The 21,521-nt window shown below is 51.2% G+C and carries 23 protein-coding genes; 11 read left to right on the forward strand and 12 right to left on the reverse strand.

The window, feature by feature from the left end:
* Positions 1–40: 40 nt before the first annotated feature.
* The 5 genes from recG to gmk are packed head-to-tail and all read right to left on the reverse strand — an operon-like array spanning position 41 to position 5,914.
* Complete coding sequence (recG, locus tag On2M_RS00480) at positions 41–2,122, reverse strand: ATP-dependent DNA helicase RecG (protein ID WP_151217033.1); 2,082 nt, start codon at positions 2,120–2,122, stop codon at positions 41–43.
* Between the two features lie 5 nt (positions 2,123–2,127).
* Positions 2,128–2,817, reverse strand: a complete 690-nt coding sequence (gene trmH / locus On2M_RS00485; RefSeq protein WP_151217031.1) for a tRNA (guanosine(18)-2'-O)-methyltransferase TrmH — start codon at positions 2,815–2,817, stop codon at positions 2,128–2,130.
* Positions 2,818–2,827: 10 nt separating this feature from the next.
* Entirely contained in the window at positions 2,828–4,942 is a 2,115-nt protein-coding gene (gene spoT, locus On2M_RS00490; RefSeq protein ID WP_003024038.1) for a bifunctional GTP diphosphokinase/guanosine-3',5'-bis pyrophosphate 3'-pyrophosphohydrolase, read from the reverse strand.
* An 18-nt stretch (positions 4,943–4,960) separates the two neighbouring features.
* Positions 4,961–5,236: a DNA-directed RNA polymerase subunit omega gene (rpoZ, locus tag On2M_RS00495; protein WP_000135058.1), complete on the reverse strand. Its 276-nt coding sequence runs from the start codon at positions 5,234–5,236 to the stop codon at positions 4,961–4,963.
* Between the two features lie 54 nt (positions 5,237–5,290).
* Entirely contained in the window at positions 5,291–5,914 is a 624-nt protein-coding gene (gene gmk / locus On2M_RS00500; RefSeq protein WP_151217029.1) for a guanylate kinase, read from the reverse strand.
* Between the two features lie 261 nt (positions 5,915–6,175).
* Between gmk and ligB the strand changes: the two genes are divergently transcribed.
* On the forward strand, positions 6,176–7,855 hold the full coding sequence (ligB, locus tag On2M_RS00505; protein ID WP_187253877.1) for an NAD-dependent DNA ligase LigB: 1,680 nt from the start codon (positions 6,176–6,178) through the stop codon (positions 7,853–7,855).
* Here the strand turns inward: ligB and On2M_RS00510 are convergent.
* Positions 7,852–8,469, reverse strand: coding sequence for a trimeric intracellular cation channel family protein (locus On2M_RS00510; protein WP_003024049.1), 618 nt, complete (start codon positions 8,467–8,469; stop codon positions 7,852–7,854). The genes ligB and On2M_RS00510 overlap by 4 nt on opposite strands.
* A gap of 442 nt (positions 8,470–8,911) precedes the next feature.
* Between On2M_RS00510 and On2M_RS00515 the strand changes: the two genes are divergently transcribed.
* Positions 8,912–9,583 carry a hypothetical protein gene (locus tag On2M_RS00515; RefSeq protein WP_210904122.1) on the forward strand — a complete coding sequence of 224 codons (672 nt, stop codon included), beginning with the start codon at positions 8,912–8,914 and terminating at the stop codon, positions 9,581–9,583.
* Positions 9,584–9,596: 13 nt separating this feature from the next.
* The gene (locus On2M_RS00520) at positions 9,597–10,037 is read left to right on the forward strand and encodes a hypothetical protein (protein WP_048213724.1); all 441 of its coding nucleotides are present in this window, start codon (positions 9,597–9,599) and stop codon (positions 10,035–10,037) included.
* Between the two features lie 101 nt (positions 10,038–10,138).
* Here On2M_RS00520 and On2M_RS00525 read toward each other — a convergent pair whose 3' ends face one another.
* Entirely contained in the window at positions 10,139–11,002 is an 864-nt protein-coding gene (locus tag On2M_RS00525; protein ID WP_003024052.1) for a YicC/YloC family endoribonuclease, read from the reverse strand.
* A 125-nt stretch (positions 11,003–11,127) separates the two neighbouring features.
* Between On2M_RS00525 and rph the strand changes: the two genes are divergently transcribed.
* Both rph and pyrE read left to right on the forward strand, forming a co-directional pair.
* Positions 11,128–11,844, forward strand: coding sequence for a ribonuclease PH (gene rph, locus On2M_RS00530; RefSeq protein ID WP_003024054.1), 717 nt, complete (start codon positions 11,128–11,130; stop codon positions 11,842–11,844).
* 66 nt (positions 11,845–11,910) lie between these two features.
* Positions 11,911–12,552 carry an orotate phosphoribosyltransferase gene (gene pyrE, locus On2M_RS00535; protein ID WP_061066836.1) on the forward strand — a complete coding sequence of 214 codons (642 nt, stop codon included), beginning with the start codon at positions 11,911–11,913 and terminating at the stop codon, positions 12,550–12,552.
* Between the two features lie 39 nt (positions 12,553–12,591).
* Here the strand turns inward: pyrE and slmA are convergent, their stop codons facing one another.
* The 3 genes from slmA to coaBC form a co-directional block, all read right to left on the reverse strand.
* Positions 12,592–13,188 carry a nucleoid occlusion factor SlmA gene (slmA, locus tag On2M_RS00540; RefSeq protein ID WP_005122608.1) on the reverse strand — a complete coding sequence of 199 codons (597 nt, stop codon included), beginning with the start codon at positions 13,186–13,188 and terminating at the stop codon, positions 12,592–12,594.
* 116 nt (positions 13,189–13,304) lie between these two features.
* Positions 13,305–13,763: a dUTP diphosphatase gene (gene dut, locus On2M_RS00545; RefSeq protein ID WP_006687626.1), complete on the reverse strand. Its 459-nt coding sequence runs from the start codon at positions 13,761–13,763 to the stop codon at positions 13,305–13,307.
* Positions 13,741–14,961, reverse strand: coding sequence for a bifunctional phosphopantothenoylcysteine decarboxylase/phosphopantothenate--cysteine ligase CoaBC (gene coaBC / locus On2M_RS00550; protein WP_210904238.1), 1,221 nt, complete (start codon positions 14,959–14,961; stop codon positions 13,741–13,743). The genes dut and coaBC overlap by 23 nt, the downstream gene beginning before the upstream one ends.
* Before the next feature lie 172 nt (positions 14,962–15,133).
* Here coaBC and radC point away from each other — a divergent pair, with 172 nt between their 5' ends.
* The 4 genes from radC (at position 15,134) to mutM (ending at position 17,352) form a co-directional block, all read left to right on the forward strand.
* A complete protein-coding gene (radC, locus tag On2M_RS00555; RefSeq protein WP_151217024.1) occupies positions 15,134–15,799 on the forward strand; it encodes a DNA repair protein RadC in 666 nt (221 codons plus the stop codon).
* A 218-nt stretch (positions 15,800–16,017) separates the two neighbouring features.
* Positions 16,018–16,254, forward strand: coding sequence for a 50S ribosomal protein L28 (gene rpmB, locus On2M_RS00560; protein ID WP_002436699.1), 237 nt, complete (start codon positions 16,018–16,020; stop codon positions 16,252–16,254).
* Between the two features lie 22 nt (positions 16,255–16,276).
* Complete coding sequence (gene rpmG / locus On2M_RS00565) at positions 16,277–16,444, forward strand: 50S ribosomal protein L33 (protein ID WP_003024094.1); 168 nt, start codon at positions 16,277–16,279, stop codon at positions 16,442–16,444.
* Between the two features lie 98 nt (positions 16,445–16,542).
* Positions 16,543–17,352 carry a bifunctional DNA-formamidopyrimidine glycosylase/DNA-(apurinic or apyrimidinic site) lyase gene (gene mutM, locus On2M_RS00570; RefSeq protein ID WP_210904123.1) on the forward strand — a complete coding sequence of 270 codons (810 nt, stop codon included), beginning with the start codon at positions 16,543–16,545 and terminating at the stop codon, positions 17,350–17,352.
* 38 nt (positions 17,353–17,390) lie between these two features.
* On the opposite strand, the gene coaD is transcribed toward mutM, so the two are convergent.
* Positions 17,391–17,870 carry a pantetheine-phosphate adenylyltransferase gene (coaD, locus tag On2M_RS00575; protein WP_210904124.1) on the reverse strand — a complete coding sequence of 160 codons (480 nt, stop codon included), beginning with the start codon at positions 17,868–17,870 and terminating at the stop codon, positions 17,391–17,393.
* 8 nt (positions 17,871–17,878) lie between these two features.
* Positions 17,879–19,156, reverse strand: a complete 1,278-nt coding sequence (gene waaA / locus On2M_RS00580; RefSeq protein WP_187253873.1) for a lipid IV(A) 3-deoxy-D-manno-octulosonic acid transferase — start codon at positions 19,154–19,156, stop codon at positions 17,879–17,881.
* A gap of 424 nt (positions 19,157–19,580) precedes the next feature.
* Here waaA and On2M_RS00585 point away from each other — a divergent pair, with 424 nt between their 5' ends.
* Positions 19,581–20,705, forward strand: coding sequence for a glycosyltransferase family 4 protein (locus tag On2M_RS00585; RefSeq protein WP_151217020.1), 1,125 nt, complete (start codon positions 19,581–19,583; stop codon positions 20,703–20,705).
* Positions 20,698–21,495: a lipopolysaccharide core heptose(I) kinase RfaP gene (gene rfaP / locus On2M_RS00590; RefSeq protein ID WP_151217019.1), complete on the forward strand. Its 798-nt coding sequence runs from the start codon at positions 20,698–20,700 to the stop codon at positions 21,493–21,495. The genes On2M_RS00585 and rfaP overlap by 8 nt, the downstream gene beginning before the upstream one ends.
* Positions 21,496–21,521: the final 26 nt, after the last annotated feature.

Raw genomic sequence — 21,521 nt, forward strand, 5'->3', positions numbered from 1 at the left:
GTTGTGCGGCGGAGTAACATCCGCCGACACTCCGAATTGACTATGCGTTGGAGTAGCGTTCGGTTTCCGGCATCCAGCGCTCTATTAGCGCTACGGCCTGTTGCGGATATCGTTCGTGAATATGGCGAGCAATGCGCTGAACTTCCGGGATAATAGCCTGATCGCGCAGTAAATCCGCGACTTTAAATTCTGCCGTTCCAGTCTGGCGAGTACCCAAGAGCTCACCGGGACCGCGAATCTCCAAATCTTTTTGCGCAATAACGAACCCGTCGTTGCTGTCGCGCAGAACCTGCAGGCGTTTTTGCGCGGTTTTTGACAGCGGTGATTTGTAGAGCAGGACGCAGTGGGAGGCCACCGCGCCACGACCTACACGGCCACGTAGCTGATGCAACTGGGCCAGGCCCAGGCGCTCCGGGTTTTCAATTATCATCAGGCTGGCGTTGGGCACGTCCACACCCACTTCAATCACCGTGGTAGCAACCAGCAGATGCAGTTCACCCTGCTTAAATCCCGCCATTACCGACTGTTTCTCGGCGGGCTTCATTCGGCCGTGTACCAGGCCAATATGGAGTTCTGGCAGCGCAATTTTAAGCTCTTCCCACGTCGCTTCTGCTGCCTGAGCTTCTAACAGATCAGACTCTTCAATCAGCGTACAGACCCAGTATGCCTGGCGCCCCTCGTGGGTACAGGCGTTGCGTACGCGATCAATGATGTCGCTGCGGCGGGTGTCCGGAATCGCCACCGTAGTGACGGGCGTACGTCCTGGTGGGAGCTCATCAATGACCGATGTGTCGAGATCGGCATAAGCGGTCATCGCCAGCGTGCGCGGGATTGGCGTGGCAGTCATGATTAGCTGGTGCGGATGGAAACCCTGCTGCTGGCCTTTCTCCCATAACGCCAGACGCTGATGCACGCCAAAACGATGCTGTTCATCGATGATAACCAGCGCCAGTCCGTTGAACTGCACCTGTTCCTGGAAAATTGCGTGCGTGCCGACAATCATCTGCACCTGACCGCTGGCGATAGCTTCCTGCTGCGCCTGGCGCGCTTTACCTTTCTGTTTACCTGCCAGCCAGCCCACTTCAACGCCCAGCGGCGCAAACCAGTTACGGAAGTTATTCGCATGCTGTTCAGCAAGCAGTTCGGTGGGTGCCATCAGCGCAACCTGCTTACCATGTGCGATAGCGCGCAGGGCGGCTAACGCCGCGACCAGGGTCTTACCGGAGCCGACATCGCCCTGTACCAGGCGCATCATCGGGACATCCAGTGCCATATCACGTTCGATCTCAGCGGTAACGCGGGCCTGTGCGCCAGTCGGTTTAAACGGTAGCGCCGCCAGCAGCTTATCTTTCAGCGCGTTGTTTACGCTCAGCGGCTGGGCATGAAAACGCTGCGCCCCGGCGCGTAATGCCAGCATACTGAGGTTATGCGCCAGCAGCTCTTCCAGAATGAGACGTCGCTGCGCCGGATGCTGACCGGTTTCCAGATCGCTCAACTGCAGTGACGGCGGTGGACGGTGCAAAGTGCGCAGGGCTTCTGGCAGGCTCATCATGCCTTGCAGTAATTCCGGTGGTAGCAGTTCGGCAATGGCACAAGTATCAAGCAAATCCAGCGCCTGATCGGTCAGTTTACGCAGCGTAGCCTGTTTAACACCTTCGGTAGTTGGATACACCGGCGTGAGCGTTTCCTGTAATTCCGGCGTGCTGAGATCGCCCTGCACGCGGTATTCCGGGTGGATCATCTCAGCGCCGTATTTCCCGCGTTTGGCTTCGCCATAGGCCAGTACCCGACGCCCGGTGGCGAGACTGTTTTTCATTGCTGCGCTGAAGTTGAAAAAGCGCATGGTGAGAATGCCCGAGCCATCGCTGATCTGACAGGTCATCATCCGGCGACCGCCAAAGGTGATATTGCAGTTCAGCACTTCGCCTTCAACGGTGGCATAGACGCCCGGCAGCAGTTCGCCAATAGGGTACAGATGCGTGCGGTCTTCGTAACGCAGGGGGAGGTGTAGCAGGAGGTCCTGCACGGTGTGCAGGCCAATTTTCGCCAGTTTACTGCTTTGCGCTGCGCCAACGCCGGTCAGAGAGTTGAGTGGGATGGCATCCAGTAAACGGCCTTTCATCGCGTTTATCTCGCAGACTGCATAGTGGCCCACCACGTTGCATCGGCTTCAATTTCGCCCTGCGTGTTTACGTGAGGGTAGGGAAGACCTTTGCGCTTAGCGACATTCGCCAGCACAGGATAACCGCCTTCAAACAGCAAACGCTGCTGCTCATCTTGCGGCAGCATACTGTTTTCTCGGCGGTACATGCCGGCGTTTTGCCGCTGACGCTGCGCTTCGTACAGAATCAGCGCGGAGGCGACTGAGACGTTCAGTGACTGCACCATGCCAGTCATGGGAATGATGATATCCTGATCCGCCAGATCCAACGCTTCCTGAGTAATGCCGGTTTTTTCCTGGCCCATCAGGATGCAGGTGGGGCGTGTGTAATCAATCTCGCGAAAATCCACAGCTTTATCTGACAGATGGGTTGCCAGAACCTGCATACCCCGGTTTTTTAAATGTGTGACCGCATCGCTAATGGTGCGGTGCGTTTTAACCTGCACCCAGCTATTGCTGCCTGCGGCAGAAGAGGCCATGGTACGCATACGGCTACCCGGCCAGACGGCGTGGACTTCATGCACGCCGACCGCATCTGCAGTACGAATGATAGCTGAAACGTTATGAGGCTTGTGGACCTCTTCCATGCAGACGGTCAGATCGGGCTGACGACGTGCGAGCATCTCGCGGATACGTGCATAGCGCTGTTCATTCATAAAACGTGTTCTAGTTACGGTTACGGGTGACTTTAATCACGTCCGGCATGACGCGGATTTTGCGCATGATATTCGCCAGGTGCACACGGTCGCGGGCGGTCAGGCGAATAAAGGCGCTATAGACGCGGCCATCTTTCTCTTCCGTATTCAGACTTTGAATATTGGAGGTGGTCGTGTTAATTGCCGCCGTCAGGTTCGCCAGAGCACCCTGGTGGTTAAACATATCCACCTTAATCTCAGTGATGAACTCCTGCTCCGTCTCCTTATCCCATTCCACCGCCATAAACTTCTCAGGCTCTTTCTGGTAGCCACGAATGTTACGGCAGGATTCATGGTGAATCACCAGACCTTTACCCGGGCTGACGTGGGCAATGATGGGATCACCTGGAATCGGACGACAGCATTTCGCGAAGGTGATCAGCACGCCGTCTGCGCCTTTAATCGGCAGATGACCGTGACCAGATTGCGCTGGGACGTTTGCCGTTGCTTCGCCCTGCTGGAGGTTTTTCGCAACCACCACGCTCATGGCGTTACCCAAACCAATTTCTGCGAGCAGATCGTCAAGCGTGGCGAGCTTCATGCGCTCAAGCTCACGCTGGATGCTTTCTGGCGGGATCTCAGCCAGTTTACGGCTACCACCCAGGGCATGGTTGAGCAGTCGACGCCCCAGGCTGACGGAATCATCGCGCTTGAGGTTTTTCAGCAACTGGCGAATTTTTGCTCGTGCTTTCGAACTAACGACGAAGTTGAGCCATGCTGCATTCGGACGTGCGCCCGGCGCGGTAATAATCTCAACGGTCTGACCGCTAAACAGCGGTTGTGAAAGCGGGTAAGGCTGTCTGTCGACACGTGCGCCGACGCAGGCGTGACCGATATCGGTATGTACGGCGTAGGCGAAGTCGACAGGTGTAGCACCGGCAGGCAGTTCAACAATACGCCCTTCCGGTGTGAAAACATAAATCTCATCCGGGAAGAGATCAGATTTGACGCTTTCAATAAATTCAAACGAGCTACCGGCGCTCTGCTGCAGTTCCAGCAGGCTTTGCATCCAGCGCTGAGCGCGGATTTGTGCGGTGGTGCTGCTTTCGCCACCGTGCTCTTTGTAAGCCCAGTGCGCTGCCACACCCATTTCCGCCATCTGATCCATGTCTTCAGTACGAATTTGTACTTCAACCGGAACGCCGTGAGGGCCGATCATTGAGGTATGCAAAGACTGATATCCGTTCGCTTTTGGAATGGCGATATAGTCTTTCACGCGACCAGGACGTGGTTTGTACAGGCTATGCATCTGGCCGAGTACGCGATAGCAGGTATCGGAATCATGAACGATAACGCGAAAAGCGTAGATATCCATGATGGAGTGAAAACGCTGCTCTTTGAGCACCATTTTGCAGTAGATAGAGTACAGGTGCTTCTCGCGCCCGCTCACGCGACACGGAATACCTGCCTCCTGCAAACGCCCTTCGATTTCTGAGAGGATTTTTTGGATCATCTCTTTGCGGTTGCCGCGAGCGGCTTTAACCACTTCTTTAATCACGCGATAGCGGTTCGGGTACAGCGCTTCAAAACCCAGCTCTTCCAGCTCGGTTTTAATGTGATGAATACCTAAACGGTGTGCCAGCGGACTATAAATTTCGAGGGTTTCACGGGCGATGCGGCGACGCTTGTCCGGGCGTAATGAGCCCAGCGTGCGCATATTGTGGGTACGGTCAGCAAGTTTGATGAGAATGACGCGGATATCCTGCACCATCGCCATAATCATCTTGCGAAAGTTTTCAGCTTGCGCCTCTTTCTTATCGCGAAACTTAAGCTTATCAAGCTTTGATACCCCTTCTACCAGCTCTGCAACGCTTTTACCAAAAAGCTGCTCCATGTCCTGGTAGGTGGCTGGGGTATCTTCAATCACGTCATGCAGTAGCGCAGCCATCAGCGTTTCATAGTCGAGTTTCATCTCGGCCAGAATGCAGGCTACCGCTACCGGGTGCGTGATATAGGGTTCACCGCTTGAACGTGTCTGGCCCTCGTGAGCGTCACGTGCAACGAGATACGCCTGCCGAAGACGCTTAATCTGGTCTTCCGGCAGGTAGTTTTGAATCAGTTGATTCAGGCTTTCAAACAGATACAAGGGCGACCCGCTTTGTGATTAACGACGACCTTCAGCAATAGCGGTAACGGCTTGTAATTCAGCGGCTTCCTGCTCTTGCTGTTCCTGGCGCTCACGCACGTCGAGGATCTGGTTGTTGATCAGACCTTCTTCGATTTCGCGCAGCGCGATAACGGTAGTTTTATCGTTTTCTTCCGGTACGAGCGGATCCTTTCCGCCTACCTGCATCTGACGAGCGCGACGCGCGGCGACCAGTACCAGGTCAAAACGGTTACCAATTTTCTCTACAGCGTCCTGAACAGTTACGCGTGCCATACTTAAAATGCTCCACAGGTGAAGAAATGACTGGGCATGATACTGAATGTGGGTTCAGTCTGCCAACAGTTTGCTGATTAAAGCGTCATGACGCTGCTTTTGGCGGCTCATGCGCAGACGTTCGGCGCGAATGATGGTTTTCAAATCGCCCAGGGCGGTATCGAAATCATCATTCACAATAAGATAATCATATTCGGCGTAATGGCTCATTTCTGCAACAGCTTGCGCCATACGTTTTGCGATCACGTCTTCGCTATCTTGACCGCGGCCACGAAGACGTCGGTCCAGCTCAATCTTAGATGGCGGCAAAATAAAAATACTGCGCGCATGCGGCATTTTTTCACGAATTTGCTGCGCACCTTGCCAATCGATATCTAAAAAGACGTCTACGCCGGATGCCAGTACTTGCTCAATGGTCTCACGCGAAGTGCCGTAATAATTACCGAATACCTCAGCGTGTTCCAGGAACGCGTCTCTGCCAATCATGGCTCTGAATTCATCATGGTTCACAAAGAAATAATGTTCACCGTGCACTTCCCCCGGGCGCGGTGCGCGCGTGGTGTGCGAAACAGAAACCTGGGTGTCATACAACGGTTGGGTCTTTAATAAAGCCTGAATCAGGCTGGATTTACCCGCGCCACTGGGGGCAGAAACAATATAAAGCGTGCCTTGAGCCATGAGTATCTTAATGTATGTGATTGTCGAAAGAGAGCCTACATACGGGCTTATTATACACGTAGCCGCTATGTGACGTAGCCCTTGTCACACTTTTTGCGCATGTTTATTGCGTTTTGCGTATCAGTTTCCTGTTTTATCGATGATTTGCAGCAATACGTGCAAATGTCAGGAACGGTGCTCGCAGGATGCTTTTTTGCCACTCTGTTTCCCTATTATTTCGCGCTATATCTGCCTGGAATTGCAGTGTTCAGCGGAGGTAGCATGGGATTATGCAAATGCATAGGGCTGGTTCTACTGGTCTGGAATTTACCTGTATGGGCGGTTTGCCCCGTCTGGTCGCCTGCCCGGGCAAATGAGGAAATTTCACGACTACAGCAGCAGATAACACAGTGGAATGACAGTTACTGGAAACAGGGTGAAAGTGCCGTAGATGACGGCGTTTATGACCAGCTCAATGCGCAACTAATTCAATGGCAGCGCTGTTTTGGTGATGAAGCTCCACCAGATCTGTCTGCGCCACCAATGGGTGGCACAGTATCGCACCCCGTTCCCCACACGGGAGTTCGAAAACTTGCCGATAAGCAAGCTCTACAGCAATGGATGCACGCGCGCAGCGATCTCTGGGTGCAACCGAAGGTGGATGGCGTGGCAGTGACGTTAGTCTATCGCAATGGCAATCTGGTACGGGCGATTAGCCGTGGTAATGGCCTGAAAGGCGAAGACTGGACGCAAAAGGTTCTTCAGATTCCTTCCGTACCACATTCCACCAAGGGGAATCTCGCTAACAGTACGTTGCAGGGTGAGATTTTTTTGCAGCAAGAGGGGCATATTCAGAAGCAGAGAGGGGGAATGAACGCCCGCTCGAAGGTTGCTGGATTGATGATGCGCCAGAGCAATCCGGAATTATTAGGCTCGCTGGCTATTTTTATCTGGGCCTGGCCCGATGGTCCTGCGGTCATGTCTGAAAGACTGGAACAACTCACTGCTGCCGGGTTCAGTTTCACGCAACATTTTACCAGGGCCGTGAAGAGTGCAGATGATGTCGAGCAGGCACGCGCCAGTTGGTGGACTTCAGCATTACCTTTTGTGACGGATGGCGTAGTTGTGCGAACGGGAAAAGAGCCGCAGGCGCGATACTGGCTACCCGGACAGGGAGACTGGCTGGCAGCGTGGAAATATCCTCCCGTGGCCAGGGTGTCTGAGGTAACGGGTATTCAGTTCTCCGTTGGCAAAAGCGGGAAAATTGCGGTGGTGGCATCGCTGGCCCCCGTCATGTTGGATGATAAACGAGTGCAGCGCGTCAATATTGGCTCTGTCCGACGCTGGAATGAATGGGATATTGCGCCTGGCGATCAGATTCTGATAAGCCTTGCCGGGCAGGGGATCCCCCGTATAGACGAAGTCGTCTGGCGGAGTACTCAGCGTACTAAACCAGCTCCACCTGAGGGTCGCTTTAATTCATTAACCTGTTTTTATGCTACCCCGGAGTGTTATGAGCAGTTTGTTGCCAGGCTGGTCTGGCTGGGTACCAAAGAGGTATTGGGGCTGGAAGGTATCGGCGAGGCGGGATGGCGGGAGCTCAATCAGGCATATCGTTTTGAGCATATCTTTTCCTGGCTTGGGCTAACTCAGGAACAACTACAGTCCACATTTGGTGTAAGCAAAGGGAAGAAGTTATGGCATCAGTTCAACTTGTCGCGCGATCTTCCGTTCACGCGCTGGCTGATTGCTATGGGAATACCGATAACACAGGCTACGCTGAATGCCAGTCGGGATGGTTCATGGTCGCAGTTACACGTGCGTAGTGAACAAAGCTGGCGGCAGCTTCCTTTTATGGGGGAGCGGCGGGCTCGGCAGGTGATCCAGTGGCTGGAGGATGGAGAGGTCACAGCGCTGAGCAACTGGTTAGCTGCTCAGCGGATCGCGGGCTTTATGCCTTAATGGCCTTCATGGCGATAGTAAAATACAGGCAGACCTAACTTCAGGCGCAGCGCCAGTAGTCGGGCGGTAAAGCCGAAAAGTAGGGTGGAGATAACCACCACATCGTGGCTGGAGACATAATGCTGCAGCACGATGTACAGCACGGCAGCGGCAAATGATACGCCGGCATACAGTTCTTTCTGGAACACCAGTGGGATGCGTTTACAGAACATATCACGTAATACGCCGCCGAAAACCCCGGTCGTGACCGCAGCGACCACGGCGATAATCGGTCCATGGCCCATATCCAGCGCCACCTGAGCGCCAATGATAGAAAACACTACCAGGCCCAGCGCATCCAGTACGAGGAATATTTTACGCAGGTAGGGCATGACGGGAGCAATAATGGTCGTGAGTACCGCAGCGGTCGCCACGATAATGACGTATTCAGGGTGCTTTACCCAGCCGAGCGGATAATGGCCGAGAAGAATATCGCGTACTGAACCACCGCCAATGGCTGTCGCGGTGGCAATGATAATGACGCCAAATGTATCCATACGACGACGCCCAGCCGCAAGCGCACCGGTCATGGCTTCGGCAGTAATACCAATTAAGTATAAAACGTGTAACAGCATGTATTCCCCCTGATTTGCTGGGGGCTAAGCCTAACGATTTGTGCGCACTGTCACGATTGAGATTTTCTAAGGTGAAGTGATTCTAATAACTACAGCTAATGCTTGTTTGAAGAAAATGCCATATGTTGTGCGCATAACGATATTAGTTATGGTGATAAGTGATGAGAAAATATAATGCGTAGTGAGAGGTTATAAACATGCCCATCGGAAAAGCACGTAGCGCCGCCGTTTACTGGCGAGCCACGTATGATATTTCAACAAAACTATCCCCCCGACCATTGGACAAGTTGACACTCCAGAAGCCATTAGAGAAGTCATCCTAAGTAAACTCTGATATTCAGCGGCCTCTATTCTGAAAAATGCCCCCCTCAGCTATCGCTTCTATGCGTATAGACACATATACAGCAAAATCTTCAGCATTTAGTCAGTCGGAGTGATAGACATGAGCGTAAGAGAGGAAATTCAGGATGGCAGAGAGGCTGGACATTTAAGAAGTGGGATAATCTACACCGAAGTTTTGGGGTGGATAGATATGGGACATGCTCGAGGAGATGATGTCAGAAAGTTACTCTCGGATATGCACCAAGGCGAGCATTCAGGAAAGGATTATTACGATGTAAAATACACTCAAAGTATGGGAAGAGGAGGGCTCACAATTGGGAAGTTCATCAGATGGAGAATTAGAAAAGGGCGAAGTTTATTTGAACGATATAGTATAGCACTTTCCATGATGATGGCGCTTGCTCATCGTTTTGAAGGTTTACAGTCAAATTTCCCCTTTTATCTTTACACCGACAGCGGTTTCAGTGGTGAGGATTTAGTATCCGATTTGCTGGGGTTCTACCGCGTAGTCTCATATAGTAACCCATTCCCGCTATTGCAGCCCGTCAGCAAAGAGGAAGCCCTCAGGCGTTGGGATTATTATGGTCCAATCGGCTCTTTTAAAAACACCTCATTCCAACCGATATTATTTCCCGATCCGATGAAATCAGCTTTAGTTCTTCCTGTAAAAGGTGTTTTACCCTCATTCATGAGAACAGTGATACCTTACAGCGACTTTAGTTCTGATAACGTTAAAATAGTTTCAAGAGATGGAACGGTCGTTAACTGGTAAAAAAGGGAAACATATGAAACAGGCAGTCATAATAGTGCTGATGATAATAGCTATATGCAGCTCTTATTTCTGGCCTAATATTAAAATGAGACTTGCAGGTAACGCACAATATACAGAGTTTGATAAAGCCAAATATGATTATTACACTCCTCAAGTTTTAAAAAAAATGCCGAGAATATCCCAAGTGTATGACTTTAATTATACGAACATTTCTGGTCCTAAGGCTGATGTATGGAGTGTTACGTTCCATGATACCAGGGATACTGGGAGGATTAGTAAATATCTCTCAATGGCGGGCTATGAAAAACAGGTAAAATGTGATGTTGAGGCAGAATGCTGGCGTCTCAGGGGATCCGATGAAGTACTGACAGTCGTGAATATGAACAGCAGTAATGCTGTTCGGATTGATATTCTGAAGAGTATTTATAACGACAAATATATGCCAGATAAATAAGTATTCAATTTTATATAAGTCAGCACTTACTGGCGGTACGGATAGCCTGCATTGAGCAGGCTATCTAGTACGTTACGATAGCATAGGGATGATATTCAAAATTACTCGATATTCTGAATTTGCTCGCGCATTTGCTCGATCAATACCTTCAGTTCAATTGCGGAGTTAGTCACTTCGGCATTGATAGACTTCGATGCCAGAGTATTCGACTCACGGTTGAATTCCTGCATCATGAAGTCCAGACGACGGCCAACCGCCTCTTTTTTCTTCAGAATGTTGTAGGTTTCTTTGACGTGAGCTTCCAGGCGATCCAGTTCTTCAGCCACGTCGATACGCTGTGCCATCAGCACCAGTTCTTGCTCAAGGCGGTTATTTTCCAGCTGCACCTGAGCATCTTCCAGTTTGGCTACCAGACGCTCGCGCTGCCATTGCAGGATTTCCGGCATATGCGCACGTACCTTCGTTACTTCGGCGCTGACGCCTTCCAGACGCTGCTCAATCAGCGCTTTCAGCGCCTGGCCTTCGGTTTCACGCGCGACGATGAAGTCATCCAGCGTACCGTCAAGTGCGGCGAGGATTTCGGCGGCAATGGCGTCCAGATCTTGCTCCTGGGCTGCCATTACGCCAGGCCAACGCAGGATGTCAACCGGGTTAATTTCACCTTCATCACTCTGCATTTTGACCCAGTTAGCAGCGCTAACGAGCTGTTTAGCGAGTTTTTCATTCAGAATCAGCTCGCCTTGTGCACTGGCATCAGGCTCAAAACGCAGCGTACATTCGACTTTACCGCGCGTCAGACGCGTGCGAATACGTTCGCGAACTACGGGTTCGAGACTACGGAACTGCTCCGGCAGGCGAAAATAAGTTTCCAGATAACGCTGGTTTACCGAGCGCATTTCCCAGGTAGCGCTACCCCATTCACCCTTGATTTCACGCCGGGCGTAAGCGGTCATGCTGCGGATCATAGACGTTCCTGTTTTTAAAGATGAGATGGGAGGATTATAGCCATCCACGTCTTGTCAGGATAGGAATAACAGTCGGAAGTCCGTATAATGCGCAGCCACATTCGTTTCAAGCCGGAGATTTTATCATGCGTCCAGCAGGTCGTAGTGCCAATCAGGTGCGTCCCGTCACCCTGACCCGTAATTATACAAAACACGCTGAAGGCTCCGTGCTGGTCGAATTTGGTGATACCAAAGTGCTATGTACCGCTTCTATTGATGAAGGCGTACCGCGTTTTCTGAAAGGTCAGGGCCAGGGTTGGATCACCGCAGAATATGGCATGCTGCCACGCGCTACGCACACCCGTAACGCCCGTGAAGCGGCAAAAGGTAAGCAGGGCGGTCGTACTATGGAAATCCAGCGTCTGATCGCTCGCGCGTTGCGCGCCGCTGTTGATCTGAAGACGCTAGGCGAGTTCACTATTACGCTGGACTGCGATGTTATCCAGGCTGATGGTGGTACGCGCACCGCATCCATTACCGGTGCATGTGTTGCGTTGGCTGATGCGCTGAACAAGTTGGTCGCGAGCGGTAAACTGAAAACTAACCCGATGAAAGGGATGGTCGCTGCGGTTTCCGTGGGTATTGTTAACGGTGAGGCGCTCTGTGACCTCGAGTACGTTGAAGACTCTGCCGCAGAAACCGACATGAATGTGGTGATGACTGAAGACGGTCGTATTATTGAAGTACAAGGCACGGCGGAAGGTGAGCCATTCAGCCATGAAGAACTTCTCACCCTACTGGCGTTGGCCCGAGGGGGAATCGAATCCATTGTAGCGACGCAGAAGGCGGCGTTAGAAAATTGATTTTAAAGGCGACTGATGAGTCGCCTTTTTTTTTGTCTGTAATAAAGTGAGATGAGGAGCGAATCCATGAAACCGTATCAGCGCCAGTTTATTGAGTTTGCGCTTAGCAAGCAGGTACTAAAGTTTGGCGAGTTTACGCTGAAATCCGGGCGTAAAAGCCCCTATTTCTTCAACGCCGGACTGTTTAATACCGGGCGCGACCTGGCTCTGTTAGGCCGTTTTTACGCCGAAGCGCTGGTGGATTCCGGTATTGAGTTCGATTTGCTGTTTGGCCCAGCGTACAAAGGTATTCCGATTGCCACTACAACGGCCGTTGCGCTGGCTGAACACCACGATAAAGATTTGCCGTACTGCTTTAACCGTAAAGAGGCGAAGACCCACGGTGAAGGTGGCAATCTGGTTGGTAGCGCACTTGAGGGGCGCGTGATGCTGGTGGATGACGTGATCACTGCCGGTACTGCGATTCGTGAATCCATGGAGATAATCCAGGCAAATGGTGCGACGTTGGCAGGGGTACTGATTTCTCTCGATCGTCAGGAACGCGGTCGCGGCGAGATTTCAGCGATTCAGGAAGTGGAACGCGATTATGGGTGCAAGGTGATTTCTATCATTACCCTGAAAGATCTAATTGCCTATCTGGAAGAAAAACCTGAAATGGCAGAGCACCTGGCCGCAGTCCGGGCGTATCGCGAAGAGTTTGGGGTGTAAGTCATCGCCCGGTAGCGTTAAGCTTACCGGGCAACTGTGTTACTGCAATTGAGCGGCAACTAACGGCCAGCGGGTGTCGAAATCATCCGTTGGACGATATTTAAATTCGCTACGTACAAACCGAGACAGCATACCTTCGCAGAAAGCCAGTAACTGGCTGGCCAGCAGCGTTTCATCCACGGTGTAGCCTTCACCTTCACGCATTCTTTTTTCTCGCAGAACCTGGCGTAGCTGCGACTCAATTCGCTCAAACAGCTGGTTAATGCGGCCTTGCAGACGGTCTTGCTCGAACATCAACGCGTGTCCGGTCAGAATGCGCGTCAGGCCGGGATTACGTTCACCGAACCCTAAAATCAGCAGGACGATTAGACGCAAGCGCGCGTTAGTATCCTTTTCATCTTTCAGAATCAGATTGATACGCGTAATCAGACTGTCTTCGATAAACTCAATCAGGCTATCGAACATGCGAGTCTTGCTGGGAAAATGGCGATACAATGCCGCTTCGGATACGCCAACTGAGGCTGCCAGCTTTGCTGTGGTGATGCGTTGGCTACCATCGCTGGACTCAAGCATCAGCGCCAGAGACTGAAGTATTTCTTCGCGACGATTCCTTTTCGCAGTTTGCTTTTCTACCATGTTACAAAATACCCCTGAAAATAAGCTCTTGCCAGGCAGGCATCCACACAGCGACCGCAAACGGTTGTTTGCGGTATGTTATTGCGTTATTACGCTGTGGGATACTTTTCTGCGGGTTACTTGCGCCCGGAATGGCCGAAGCCACCTTCGCCACGATCGGTGGCTTCAAACTCTTCCACCAGATTAAATTCAGCCTGCACGACCGGTACAAATACCATCTGCGCGATGCGTTCGCCCGGCTCAATAGTGAAGCTGTCCTGACCACGGTTCCAGATGGACACCATCAGTTGGCCCTGGTAGTCGGAATCAATCAAACCAACCAGATTGCCCAGCACGATACCGTGCTTATGGCCCAATCCGGAGCGCGGGAGCATCACCGCTGCCAGAGAAGGATCGGCAATGTGGATAGCTAACCCGGTTGGCACCAGCGTTGTTGCGCCCGGTGCCAGTTCTACGGCGTCATCAAGACAAGCACGCAGGTCAAGTCCGGCAGAACCAGAAGTGGCGTACGTCGGGAGCGGAAATTGTTGCCCTACGCGCGGGTCCAGAATCTTAACGTCGATTTTTTTCATCATAACGGGTCACGATCTCGTCGAGTAATAATTGGCCCAGGAGTTCTTTGCGCTCAAGCGGTAAGACTTTATCTCCATCCTGCCAAAAAAGGTGTAATGCGTTGCTGTCACTGTTAAATCCTTGAGTAGACAGCGAAACGTCGTTCGCACAGATCACATCAAGGTTCTTGCGGATGCGTTTTTGCCGGGCATATTCTTCCACATTATTTGTTTCGGCGGCAAACCCAACGACAAAAGGTCGGTTAGCATCCAGTGCGGCAACACCGGCGATGATGTCCGGATTTTTGACCATTTTTACTGTTAATTCATCACCCTGCGTCGCCTGCTTTTTGATTTTTTCGTGGGCGACAGTTTCAGCGCGGTAATCAGCGACTGCGGCGCAGCCGATAAAAATATGCTGTTGTTGTACCGCAGATTGCACGGCGGCTTCCATTTCCAGCGCGGTCATTACATCAACGCGCTGGACAAATTGCGGTGTGGTTAACGAAACCGGACCTGATACCAGCGTGACGTTTGCCCCGCGTTTTGCTGCAGCGGCTGCGATAGCAAATCCCATCTTCCCGGAACTGTGGTTGGAAATATACCTTACGGGATCAAGCGGTTCACGCGTCGGACCCGCTGTAATCATGATGTTGAGATGTTGCAGATCTTTGACAGGTGAAAAATGTTCTGCCGCCATATCCACAATCGTTAATGGATCCAGCATACGTCCAGGACCGACATCGCCACATGCCTGGCTACCGCTGTCAGGGCCCCAAATGAGCAAACCGCGTGAGGCAAGAACGCCCAGATTGTGCTGGGTAGCGGCAGCGCGGTACATCTGCTGGTTCATGGCCGGCAGCACGGCAACAGGCGCTGGAGTTGCCAGACAAATCGTAGACACCAGATCGTTGGCCATACCGGCGGCAACGCGGGCAATCAGGTCTGCCGTCGCAGGGGCCAGGATAACCAAATCGGCCCATTTCCCCAGCTCAATGTGGCCCATCGCAGCTTCGGCTGCGGGGTCAAGCAGGCTGTCGGAAACGGGATAACCCGAAACTGCCTGTAAGCTCAGAGGAGCAATAAACGCTTTTGCCGCTTCGGTCATCGCCACGCGGACGTCAGCGCCGCGTTCCCGTAAACGACGCACCAGCTCAGGGGTTTTGTACGCAGCAATACCGCCACTGACGGCAAGTACGATTTTTTTACCGGCCAGGCTCATCATGATCTTTCCTGTTGGGTTTCACCAGAAGGCGGATATTTTATCACAATCCGCAATGTGTCGTGCTTTTGCCCGCGATCCAGTTTGCGAGGCGCTACGAAGAAGTGATAACAGCGCGTCGATTCTCCGCTGGCGTTATGCCACTATGCGGATGCGAAATGAGGGGAAAAGCATGGAAAATACAGGACGTATAATGCCTCGGGAAAAGCTGTTGGCGCAGGGCGCTAGCTCGCTGAGCGACGTTGAGCTACTGGCTCTTTTTTTACGCACCGGGATGCTGGGTAAAGATGTGCTTACGCTGGCGAAAGAGATGCTTCAGCATTTTGATTCGCTGTATGGCCTGTTGTCTGCTGATTACATGGATTTCAGCTATGTTCAGGGCATCGGTATCGCGAAGTATGCGCAGCTGAAGGGAATAGCGGAGCTGGCAAGGCGTTACTACAACGTACGGGTGATTGAGGAGCGCGCAATACTTAGCCCGGAAATGGCGCGTGAATTTCTGCAAAGTCAGCTCTCACAAGAGGAACGCGAGATCTTTTTTGTGATCTTTATGGATTCCCAACATCGCGTGATTAAACACAGTAAGCTTTTTTCCGGTACGATTAGCCACGTCGAGGTACATCCGCGAGAAATTGTCCGCGAAGCGATAAAAATGAATGCTTCCGCAGTGATCCTTGCGCATAATCACCCTTCAGGGTGTGCAGAGCCGAGCAAAGCAGATAAACTCATCACCGAGCGTGTTGTGAAATGCTGTCAGTTCATGGATATCCGGGTGCTTGATCATCTGGTCATTGGGCGCGGAGAGTGCGTTTCTTTTGCGGAACGCGGTTGGATTTAATGCACTTTACGCGATCCATCGGGATCTTTGTCTGTTCGGGACTTGAGCATAACGCCGGGTCAGCGTATACTACGCCACCTTTGAGAATCTCGGGTTTGGCATTTGGGCCTGGCAATCGAGAGTTCACTTAGAACTATGCGATGACCGGGCTGTAAAGCCTGACGAGGCGCCGATACCCCATACGAAGCTCGAGCTAATTTGATTTTTGGAGAATAGACATGTCCCGAGTCTGCCAAGTTACTGGCAAGCGTCCGGTGACCGGTAACAACCGTTCCCACGCACTGAACGCGACTAAACGCCGTTTCCTGCCGAACCTGCACTCTCACCGTTTCTGGGTTGAGAGCGAGAAGCGTTTTGTCACCCTGCGCGTATCTGCTAAAGGTATGCGTGTAATCGATAAGAAAGGCATCGATACAGTTCTGTCTGAACTGCGTGCCCGTGGCGAAAAGTACTAAGTACTTAAAGAGGAAATAAATCATGGCTAAAGGTATTCGCGAGAAAATCAAGCTGGTTTCTTCTGCTGGTACAGGTCACTTCTACACCACCACGAAGAACAAACGTACTAAGCCGGAAAAACTGGAACTGAAAAAATTCGATCCAGTTGTACGCCAGCACGTACTGTACAAAGAAGCTAAAATCAAATAATTTTAGTTTCGATGTAGCAAAAAACCTCGCCTCGGCGGGGTTTTTTGTTTTCTGGCCGTCCCCATATTAATGAGACCTGATACACCGCCGGAGATACTATGCCTGAATTACCTGAAGTCGAAACCAGTCGTCGCGGGATTGAGCCGCATCTGGTGGGAGCAACGATTATGCACGCGACTGTGCGTAACGGTCGTTTGCGTTGGCCGGTATCAGAGGAAATCTATCGTCTGAGTTATAAGCCTGTTCTGAGCGTACAGCGGCGTGCGAAATACCTGCTTCTGGAGCTGTCGGATGGCTGGGTAATCATTCATCTGGGGATGTCGGGTAGTTTGCGTATCCTTCCTGAAGAGCTTCCGGCAGAAAAGCATGACCACGTCGACTTGGTGATGAGTAACGGCAAAGTCCTGCGTTATACCGATCCGCGTCGTTTTGGTGCCTGGCTGTGGACTAAAGAACTGGATGGGCATAATGTCTTCGCCCATCTTGGCCCCGAGCCGCTGAGCGACGATTTCAATGCCGGTTACCTGCAGCAGAAATGTGCGAAGAAGAAAACCGCGATTAAACCCTGGCTGATGGATAACAAGCTGGTGGTGGGGGTGGGAAACATCTATGCCAGCGAGTCGTTGTTTGCGGCGGGTATCCATCCTGACCGTCTGGCATCATCGCTGTCGCAGGATGAGTGTGAACTGCTGGTGCGCGTTATCAAGGCGGTTTTGCTGCGTTCTATCGAGCAGGGCGGGACGACGCTGAAGGACTTTCTGCAAAGTGACGGTAAGCCGGGCTATTTTGCCCAGGAGCTGCAGGTCTATGGGAGAGAAGGCGAACCCTGTCGCGTATGCGGCGCGCCAGTCATTGCGACAAAACACGCCCAGCGCACAACGTTCTACTGCAGGTGCTGTCAGAAATAGTGTCATTGCTGGCCGGATGCAGCATCCGGCCAGGCACATTACTTCAACTTACTCATTAACGCCTGATGGACGTTTTCTGGCAGAAAGTGCGTCACGTCACCCTGGTGGCGGGCAACTTCTTTCACCAGTGTCGAGGAGATAAATGACCACTCTTTAGACGGCATCAGAAAGACGCTTTCCAGTTGCGGCATGAGATGACGGTTCATATGGGCCAGCTGCATTTCATACTCAAAATCAGCCACCGCACGTAGGCCACGGATCAGAATGTTAGCCTGATTATCGCGGGCAAAGTTTGCCATCAGATCGCTGAAGCCCAGAACTTCCACATTGCCGAGATGCGCCGTTGCCTGTTGTGCCAGCTCAACGCGCTCTTCAAGGGTAAACATCGGTTTTTTACTGGGACTTGCGGCAATTGCCAGGATTACGTGATCGAACATGCTGGTCGCACGCGTCACGATATCAAGATGGCCGTTAGTTATGGGATCAAAGGTTCCTGGATAAATCGCCCGTTTTTGCATGGCTTGCCTCAATGCGTTTTGGGTGGCAGATAAGGTTCCAGCAGCTGCAGCAGACGCTGAAGCGCGCCCTGATTTTGATACAGAACTTCAACTGCATGACGGCCATAAAAATTACGATAATCTGCATCGGTCAGTAAAGAAGAGACTTCTTTCGCCAGCGTGCTTGCGTCGGTGACGGTGATCAGTCCGCTTGCCTGTTCAAGGCGGGCGCAAATATCTTTAAAATTAAACGTATGTGGCCCCATCAGTACCGGAATGGCATGCGCTGCCGCTTCAAGTGGGTTGTGCCCACCACGTTCGACCAGTGAACCGCCGACAAAAGCAAGATCGGCAATACCGTACAACAACATCAGCTCGCCCATGGTGTCGCCAATCACGACCTGAGTACCTGATGACGGAACTTCGCCCGAAGAGCGTGTCGTATAGCTTAGTCCAGCCTGGCGTACGAGGTTGATGGCATCCGGGAATCGTTCAGGATGTCTGGGTACCAGAATCAGTAATAGATTAGGGAACTGGTTTAATAACGCCTGATGGGCGGCAATGATAATGCTTTCTTCACCGTCGTGGGTGCTTGTTGCGATCCATACCGGGCGGTGAGGCGCCCATTGCCGACGCAATGTAACCGCTTTTGCAGCCAGTTGTGGCGTGACGGAAATATCAAACTTCAGGCTACCAGTAACGGTGACCTGATTGCTTCTGGCGCCAAGCGCAATAAAACGCGCGCCATCTTCTTCATTTTGCGCAGCAATGAGCGTAATGCGACGTAGCAATCTGCCAACAAATTTACCCAATTTCCCGTAGCCAGCAGCCGAGCGAGCTGAAAGCCGGGCGTTGGCGATAACCAGAGGAATATGGCGTTTGTGCAGTGCTGCAATGAGATTTGGCCATAGCTCAGTTTCCATAATTAACACCAGCTTGGGGTCAACTTTATTCAGGAAACGATTGAGTGCGTCAGGTAAATCGTAAGGTAAATAGACGTGCTGAACGTCAGCACCAAACGCAGACTGGACACGCTCTGAGCCAGTTGGCGTCATGGTGGTAACCGTGATTGGCAAGTCAGGGTAACGATGTCGCAGAGCGCGGACCAAAGGGATCGCTGCCAGCGTCTCACCCACAGATACCGAATGAAGCATGATGCCGCCTGGCTTTAGCGGACGGCGGTAAAAGCCGTAGCGTTCACCCCAGCGTTTACGGTAGGCCGGAGCCTTACGTCCGCGCACCCAAAGCCGTATCCAGATCAAAGGCTGAATAAGGTAGAAAAGGGCGGTGTAAAGCAATTCGAGCATAATGGTAGCTGACTTATGAATGTGCTGGGGATTCTATGTATTTAACTATGGCTTTACCATCATTTTTATCCAGGTTGTCTCAAAACGATGGAATTGGTGAAGCATTATTTTAACAGGTGGTTATTTCAAAAATGCATAGGACCGCATTTACATGACTTAACGTCTTGTGCGGCGTGGGTTTTCTGGTGAGCTATTTTAATTTATATCTTTATGTTTTTAATAGATTATTTTGTTTTTTGTTCAAAAAATATTCATTTCGGAATGCGTGGCAATAAATGATATACTACTGCACAATTTCAGGTAGCTAGCGGGCAGGGACGTTTCGAAAACATGAGAGGTAATCTTTTAATGGTTCAGGCTTGGATTACACGACTCTGATGTTTCCGACTCGGTATGTCTGGCGACGCGATGCGGATATTGATGCATGAATATTGCTTTTTGTTTGTACAAATATTTTCCCTATGGTGGGCTACAGCGTGATTTCTTGCGGGTAGCACTTACGGTTGCTGCGCGTGGTCATCATGTTCAGGTGTTTACCCAGTCATGGCAGGGCGAGCGTCCGGATGAACTGGAGATTATACTTGTCCCCGTCTCATCCAGAACCAATCACGGGAAAAATGAGCAATATTATCAGTGGGTTCAGGATTATTTACGTCAGCATCCCGTCGATCGTGTCGTCGGGTTTAACAAAATGCCTGGCTTGGATGTGTATTACGCAGCCGACGTTTGCTACGCGGAGAAAGTCGCCCGTGAGAAAGGCTTTTTCTACAAGTTGACGCGTCGGTACCGGCATTACTCCGCTTTTGAAAAAGCGGCATTTCAGCAAGGTGCTGGTACCACGCTATTGATGTTAACTGATAAACAAATTGGTGATTTCAAACATCATTACCAAACTGAGAGCCAGCGTTTTCGTATTCTGCCACCAGGAATATACCCTGACAGAAAGTACAGCCAGCAACCTGAAAACAGCAGGCAGATTGTCAGAGAAAAAAACGGTATTGGTCTCGATCAGTTTCTACTCCTGCAGGTAGGTTCTGATTTCAAACGCAAAGGCGTGCCAAGAACATTGCAGGCGTTGGCTTCTTTACCTGAGGCTATACGTCACCGTACGCGATTGATGGTTGTTGGTCAGGATAAGGCCGATCGTTACCGCACTCAGGCTCGTCAATTGGGTATTGAAGAACAAGTGCAGTTCTTCTCGGGGCGGGATGATGTCGCTGAATTGATGTCTGCGGCCGATTTATTGCTTCACCCGGCTGTTCAGGAAGCTGCTGGTATTGTCTTGTTGGAGGCTGTAGTTGCCGGGCTGCCAGTATTAACCACTGAAGTATGCGGCTATGCGGGTTATATTAATGCCGCCCAGTGTGGGGTGGTGATTCCTGAACCTTTTGAACAGGAAAATCTGAATACAGCACTTTTCGATGCGCTGCAAAATAATGAGCAGAGAAGTTATTGGGTCAGGAACGCGCGGCATTTTGCTGATACAGAAGATCTCTACAGCCTGGCAGATAAGGCTGCGGATATCATTTTAGGTCTTGATAATGATTGAGTTAAAAGAACCATTTGCCACGCAATGGCAAGGAAAAGACCCGTTTACGGAAGTCACTAAGTTGGATGGTGAAGTTTTTCGCGCTCTGGAAACACGGCGAACCCTGCGTTTTGAGATGATGGGTAAAGGGTATTTCCTTAAATATCATCATGGAACCACGCTTAAAGAAGTGGTTAAGAACCTTATTTCTTTACGTATGCCTGTACTTGGCGCAGACCGTGAGTGGTTGGCAATTCATCGCTTACAGGAACTGAATGTTGACACAATGACCGGTGTTGCATTTGGGCAGAAAGGACTGAATCCTTTAGAGCGAACCTCATTTATCATCACTGAAGATCTCTCTCCTGCCATAAGCCTTGAAGATTTTTGTGCAAGGTGGAAAGTTGAGCGCCCTGATTTTGTATTAAAACGGACAATTATTACCCGCGTGGCAGAAATGGTGGGTAAAATGCATCGGGGCGGGGTAAATCACCGGGATTGCTATATCTGCCATTTCCTGCTCCAGCAGCCGATGCCGGCAGACGTTGCGAACATCAAACTTTCCGTAATTGATTTGCATCGTGCACAAATACGCCAGCATGTACCACGTCGCTGGCGGGATAAGGATCTGATTGGACTCTATTTCTCTTCACTTGAGATCGGGTTGACGCCCAGAGATATCTATCGTTTTTTACGTGTCTATTTTTCGATGCCACTACGTGAAATCTTTCGTCAGGAAGTCAGGTTGTTTGAACAGGCTGTCACAAAAGCGCAAAAAATAAGACAAAGAACAATTAGAAAAGCGCTATAAATAACACATGAAGTTTGAGGCCATTT

The sequence above is a fragment of the Citrobacter sp. On2M genome (assembly GCF_018035235.1).
Lineage (GTDB): Bacteria > Pseudomonadota > Gammaproteobacteria > Enterobacterales > Enterobacteriaceae > Citrobacter > Citrobacter meridianamericanus.

Excerpts from the sequence above, each read along its gene's own strand:
- recG (WP_151217033.1), bottom strand. The coding sequence starts at position 2,122 with ATGAAAGGCCGTTTACTGGATGCCATCCCACTCAACTCTCTGACCGGC.
- trmH (WP_151217031.1), bottom strand. The coding sequence starts at position 2,817 with ATGAATGAACAGCGCTATGCACGTATCCGCGAGATGCTCGCACGTCGT.
- rpoZ (WP_000135058.1), bottom strand. The coding sequence starts at position 5,236 with ATGGCACGCGTAACTGTTCAGGACGCTGTAGAGAAAATTGGTAACCGT.
- gmk (WP_151217029.1), bottom strand. The coding sequence starts at position 5,914 with ATGGCTCAAGGCACGCTTTATATTGTTTCTGCCCCCAGTGGCGCGGGT.
- ligB (WP_187253877.1), top strand. The coding sequence starts at position 6,176 with ATGGGATTATGCAAATGCATAGGGCTGGTTCTACTGGTCTGGAATTTA.
- On2M_RS00510 (WP_003024049.1), bottom strand. The coding sequence starts at position 8,469 with ATGCTGTTACACGTTTTATACTTAATTGGTATTACTGCCGAAGCCATG.
- On2M_RS00515 (WP_210904122.1), top strand. The coding sequence starts at position 8,912 with ATGAGCGTAAGAGAGGAAATTCAGGATGGCAGAGAGGCTGGACATTTA.
- On2M_RS00520 (WP_048213724.1), top strand. The coding sequence starts at position 9,597 with ATGAAACAGGCAGTCATAATAGTGCTGATGATAATAGCTATATGCAGC.
- On2M_RS00525 (WP_003024052.1), bottom strand. The coding sequence starts at position 11,002 with ATGATCCGCAGCATGACCGCTTACGCCCGGCGTGAAATCAAGGGTGAA.
- rph (WP_003024054.1), top strand. The coding sequence starts at position 11,128 with ATGCGTCCAGCAGGTCGTAGTGCCAATCAGGTGCGTCCCGTCACCCTG.
- pyrE (WP_061066836.1), top strand. The coding sequence starts at position 11,911 with ATGAAACCGTATCAGCGCCAGTTTATTGAGTTTGCGCTTAGCAAGCAG.
- slmA (WP_005122608.1), bottom strand. The coding sequence starts at position 13,188 with ATGGTAGAAAAGCAAACTGCGAAAAGGAATCGTCGCGAAGAAATACTT.
- dut (WP_006687626.1), bottom strand. The coding sequence starts at position 13,763 with ATGATGAAAAAAATCGACGTTAAGATTCTGGACCCGCGCGTAGGGCAA.
- coaBC (WP_210904238.1), bottom strand. The coding sequence starts at position 14,961 with ATGAGCCTGGCCGGTAAAAAAATCGTACTTGCCGTCAGTGGCGGTATT.
- radC (WP_151217024.1), top strand. The coding sequence starts at position 15,134 with ATGGAAAATACAGGACGTATAATGCCTCGGGAAAAGCTGTTGGCGCAG.
- rpmB (WP_002436699.1), top strand. The coding sequence starts at position 16,018 with ATGTCCCGAGTCTGCCAAGTTACTGGCAAGCGTCCGGTGACCGGTAAC.
- rpmG (WP_003024094.1), top strand. The coding sequence starts at position 16,277 with ATGGCTAAAGGTATTCGCGAGAAAATCAAGCTGGTTTCTTCTGCTGGT.
- mutM (WP_210904123.1), top strand. The coding sequence starts at position 16,543 with ATGCCTGAATTACCTGAAGTCGAAACCAGTCGTCGCGGGATTGAGCCG.
- coaD (WP_210904124.1), bottom strand. The coding sequence starts at position 17,870 with ATGCAAAAACGGGCGATTTATCCAGGAACCTTTGATCCCATAACTAAC.
- waaA (WP_187253873.1), bottom strand. The coding sequence starts at position 19,156 with ATGCTCGAATTGCTTTACACCGCCCTTTTCTACCTTATTCAGCCTTTG.
- On2M_RS00585 (WP_151217020.1), top strand. The coding sequence starts at position 19,581 with ATGAATATTGCTTTTTGTTTGTACAAATATTTTCCCTATGGTGGGCTA.
- rfaP (WP_151217019.1), top strand. The coding sequence starts at position 20,698 with ATGATTGAGTTAAAAGAACCATTTGCCACGCAATGGCAAGGAAAAGAC.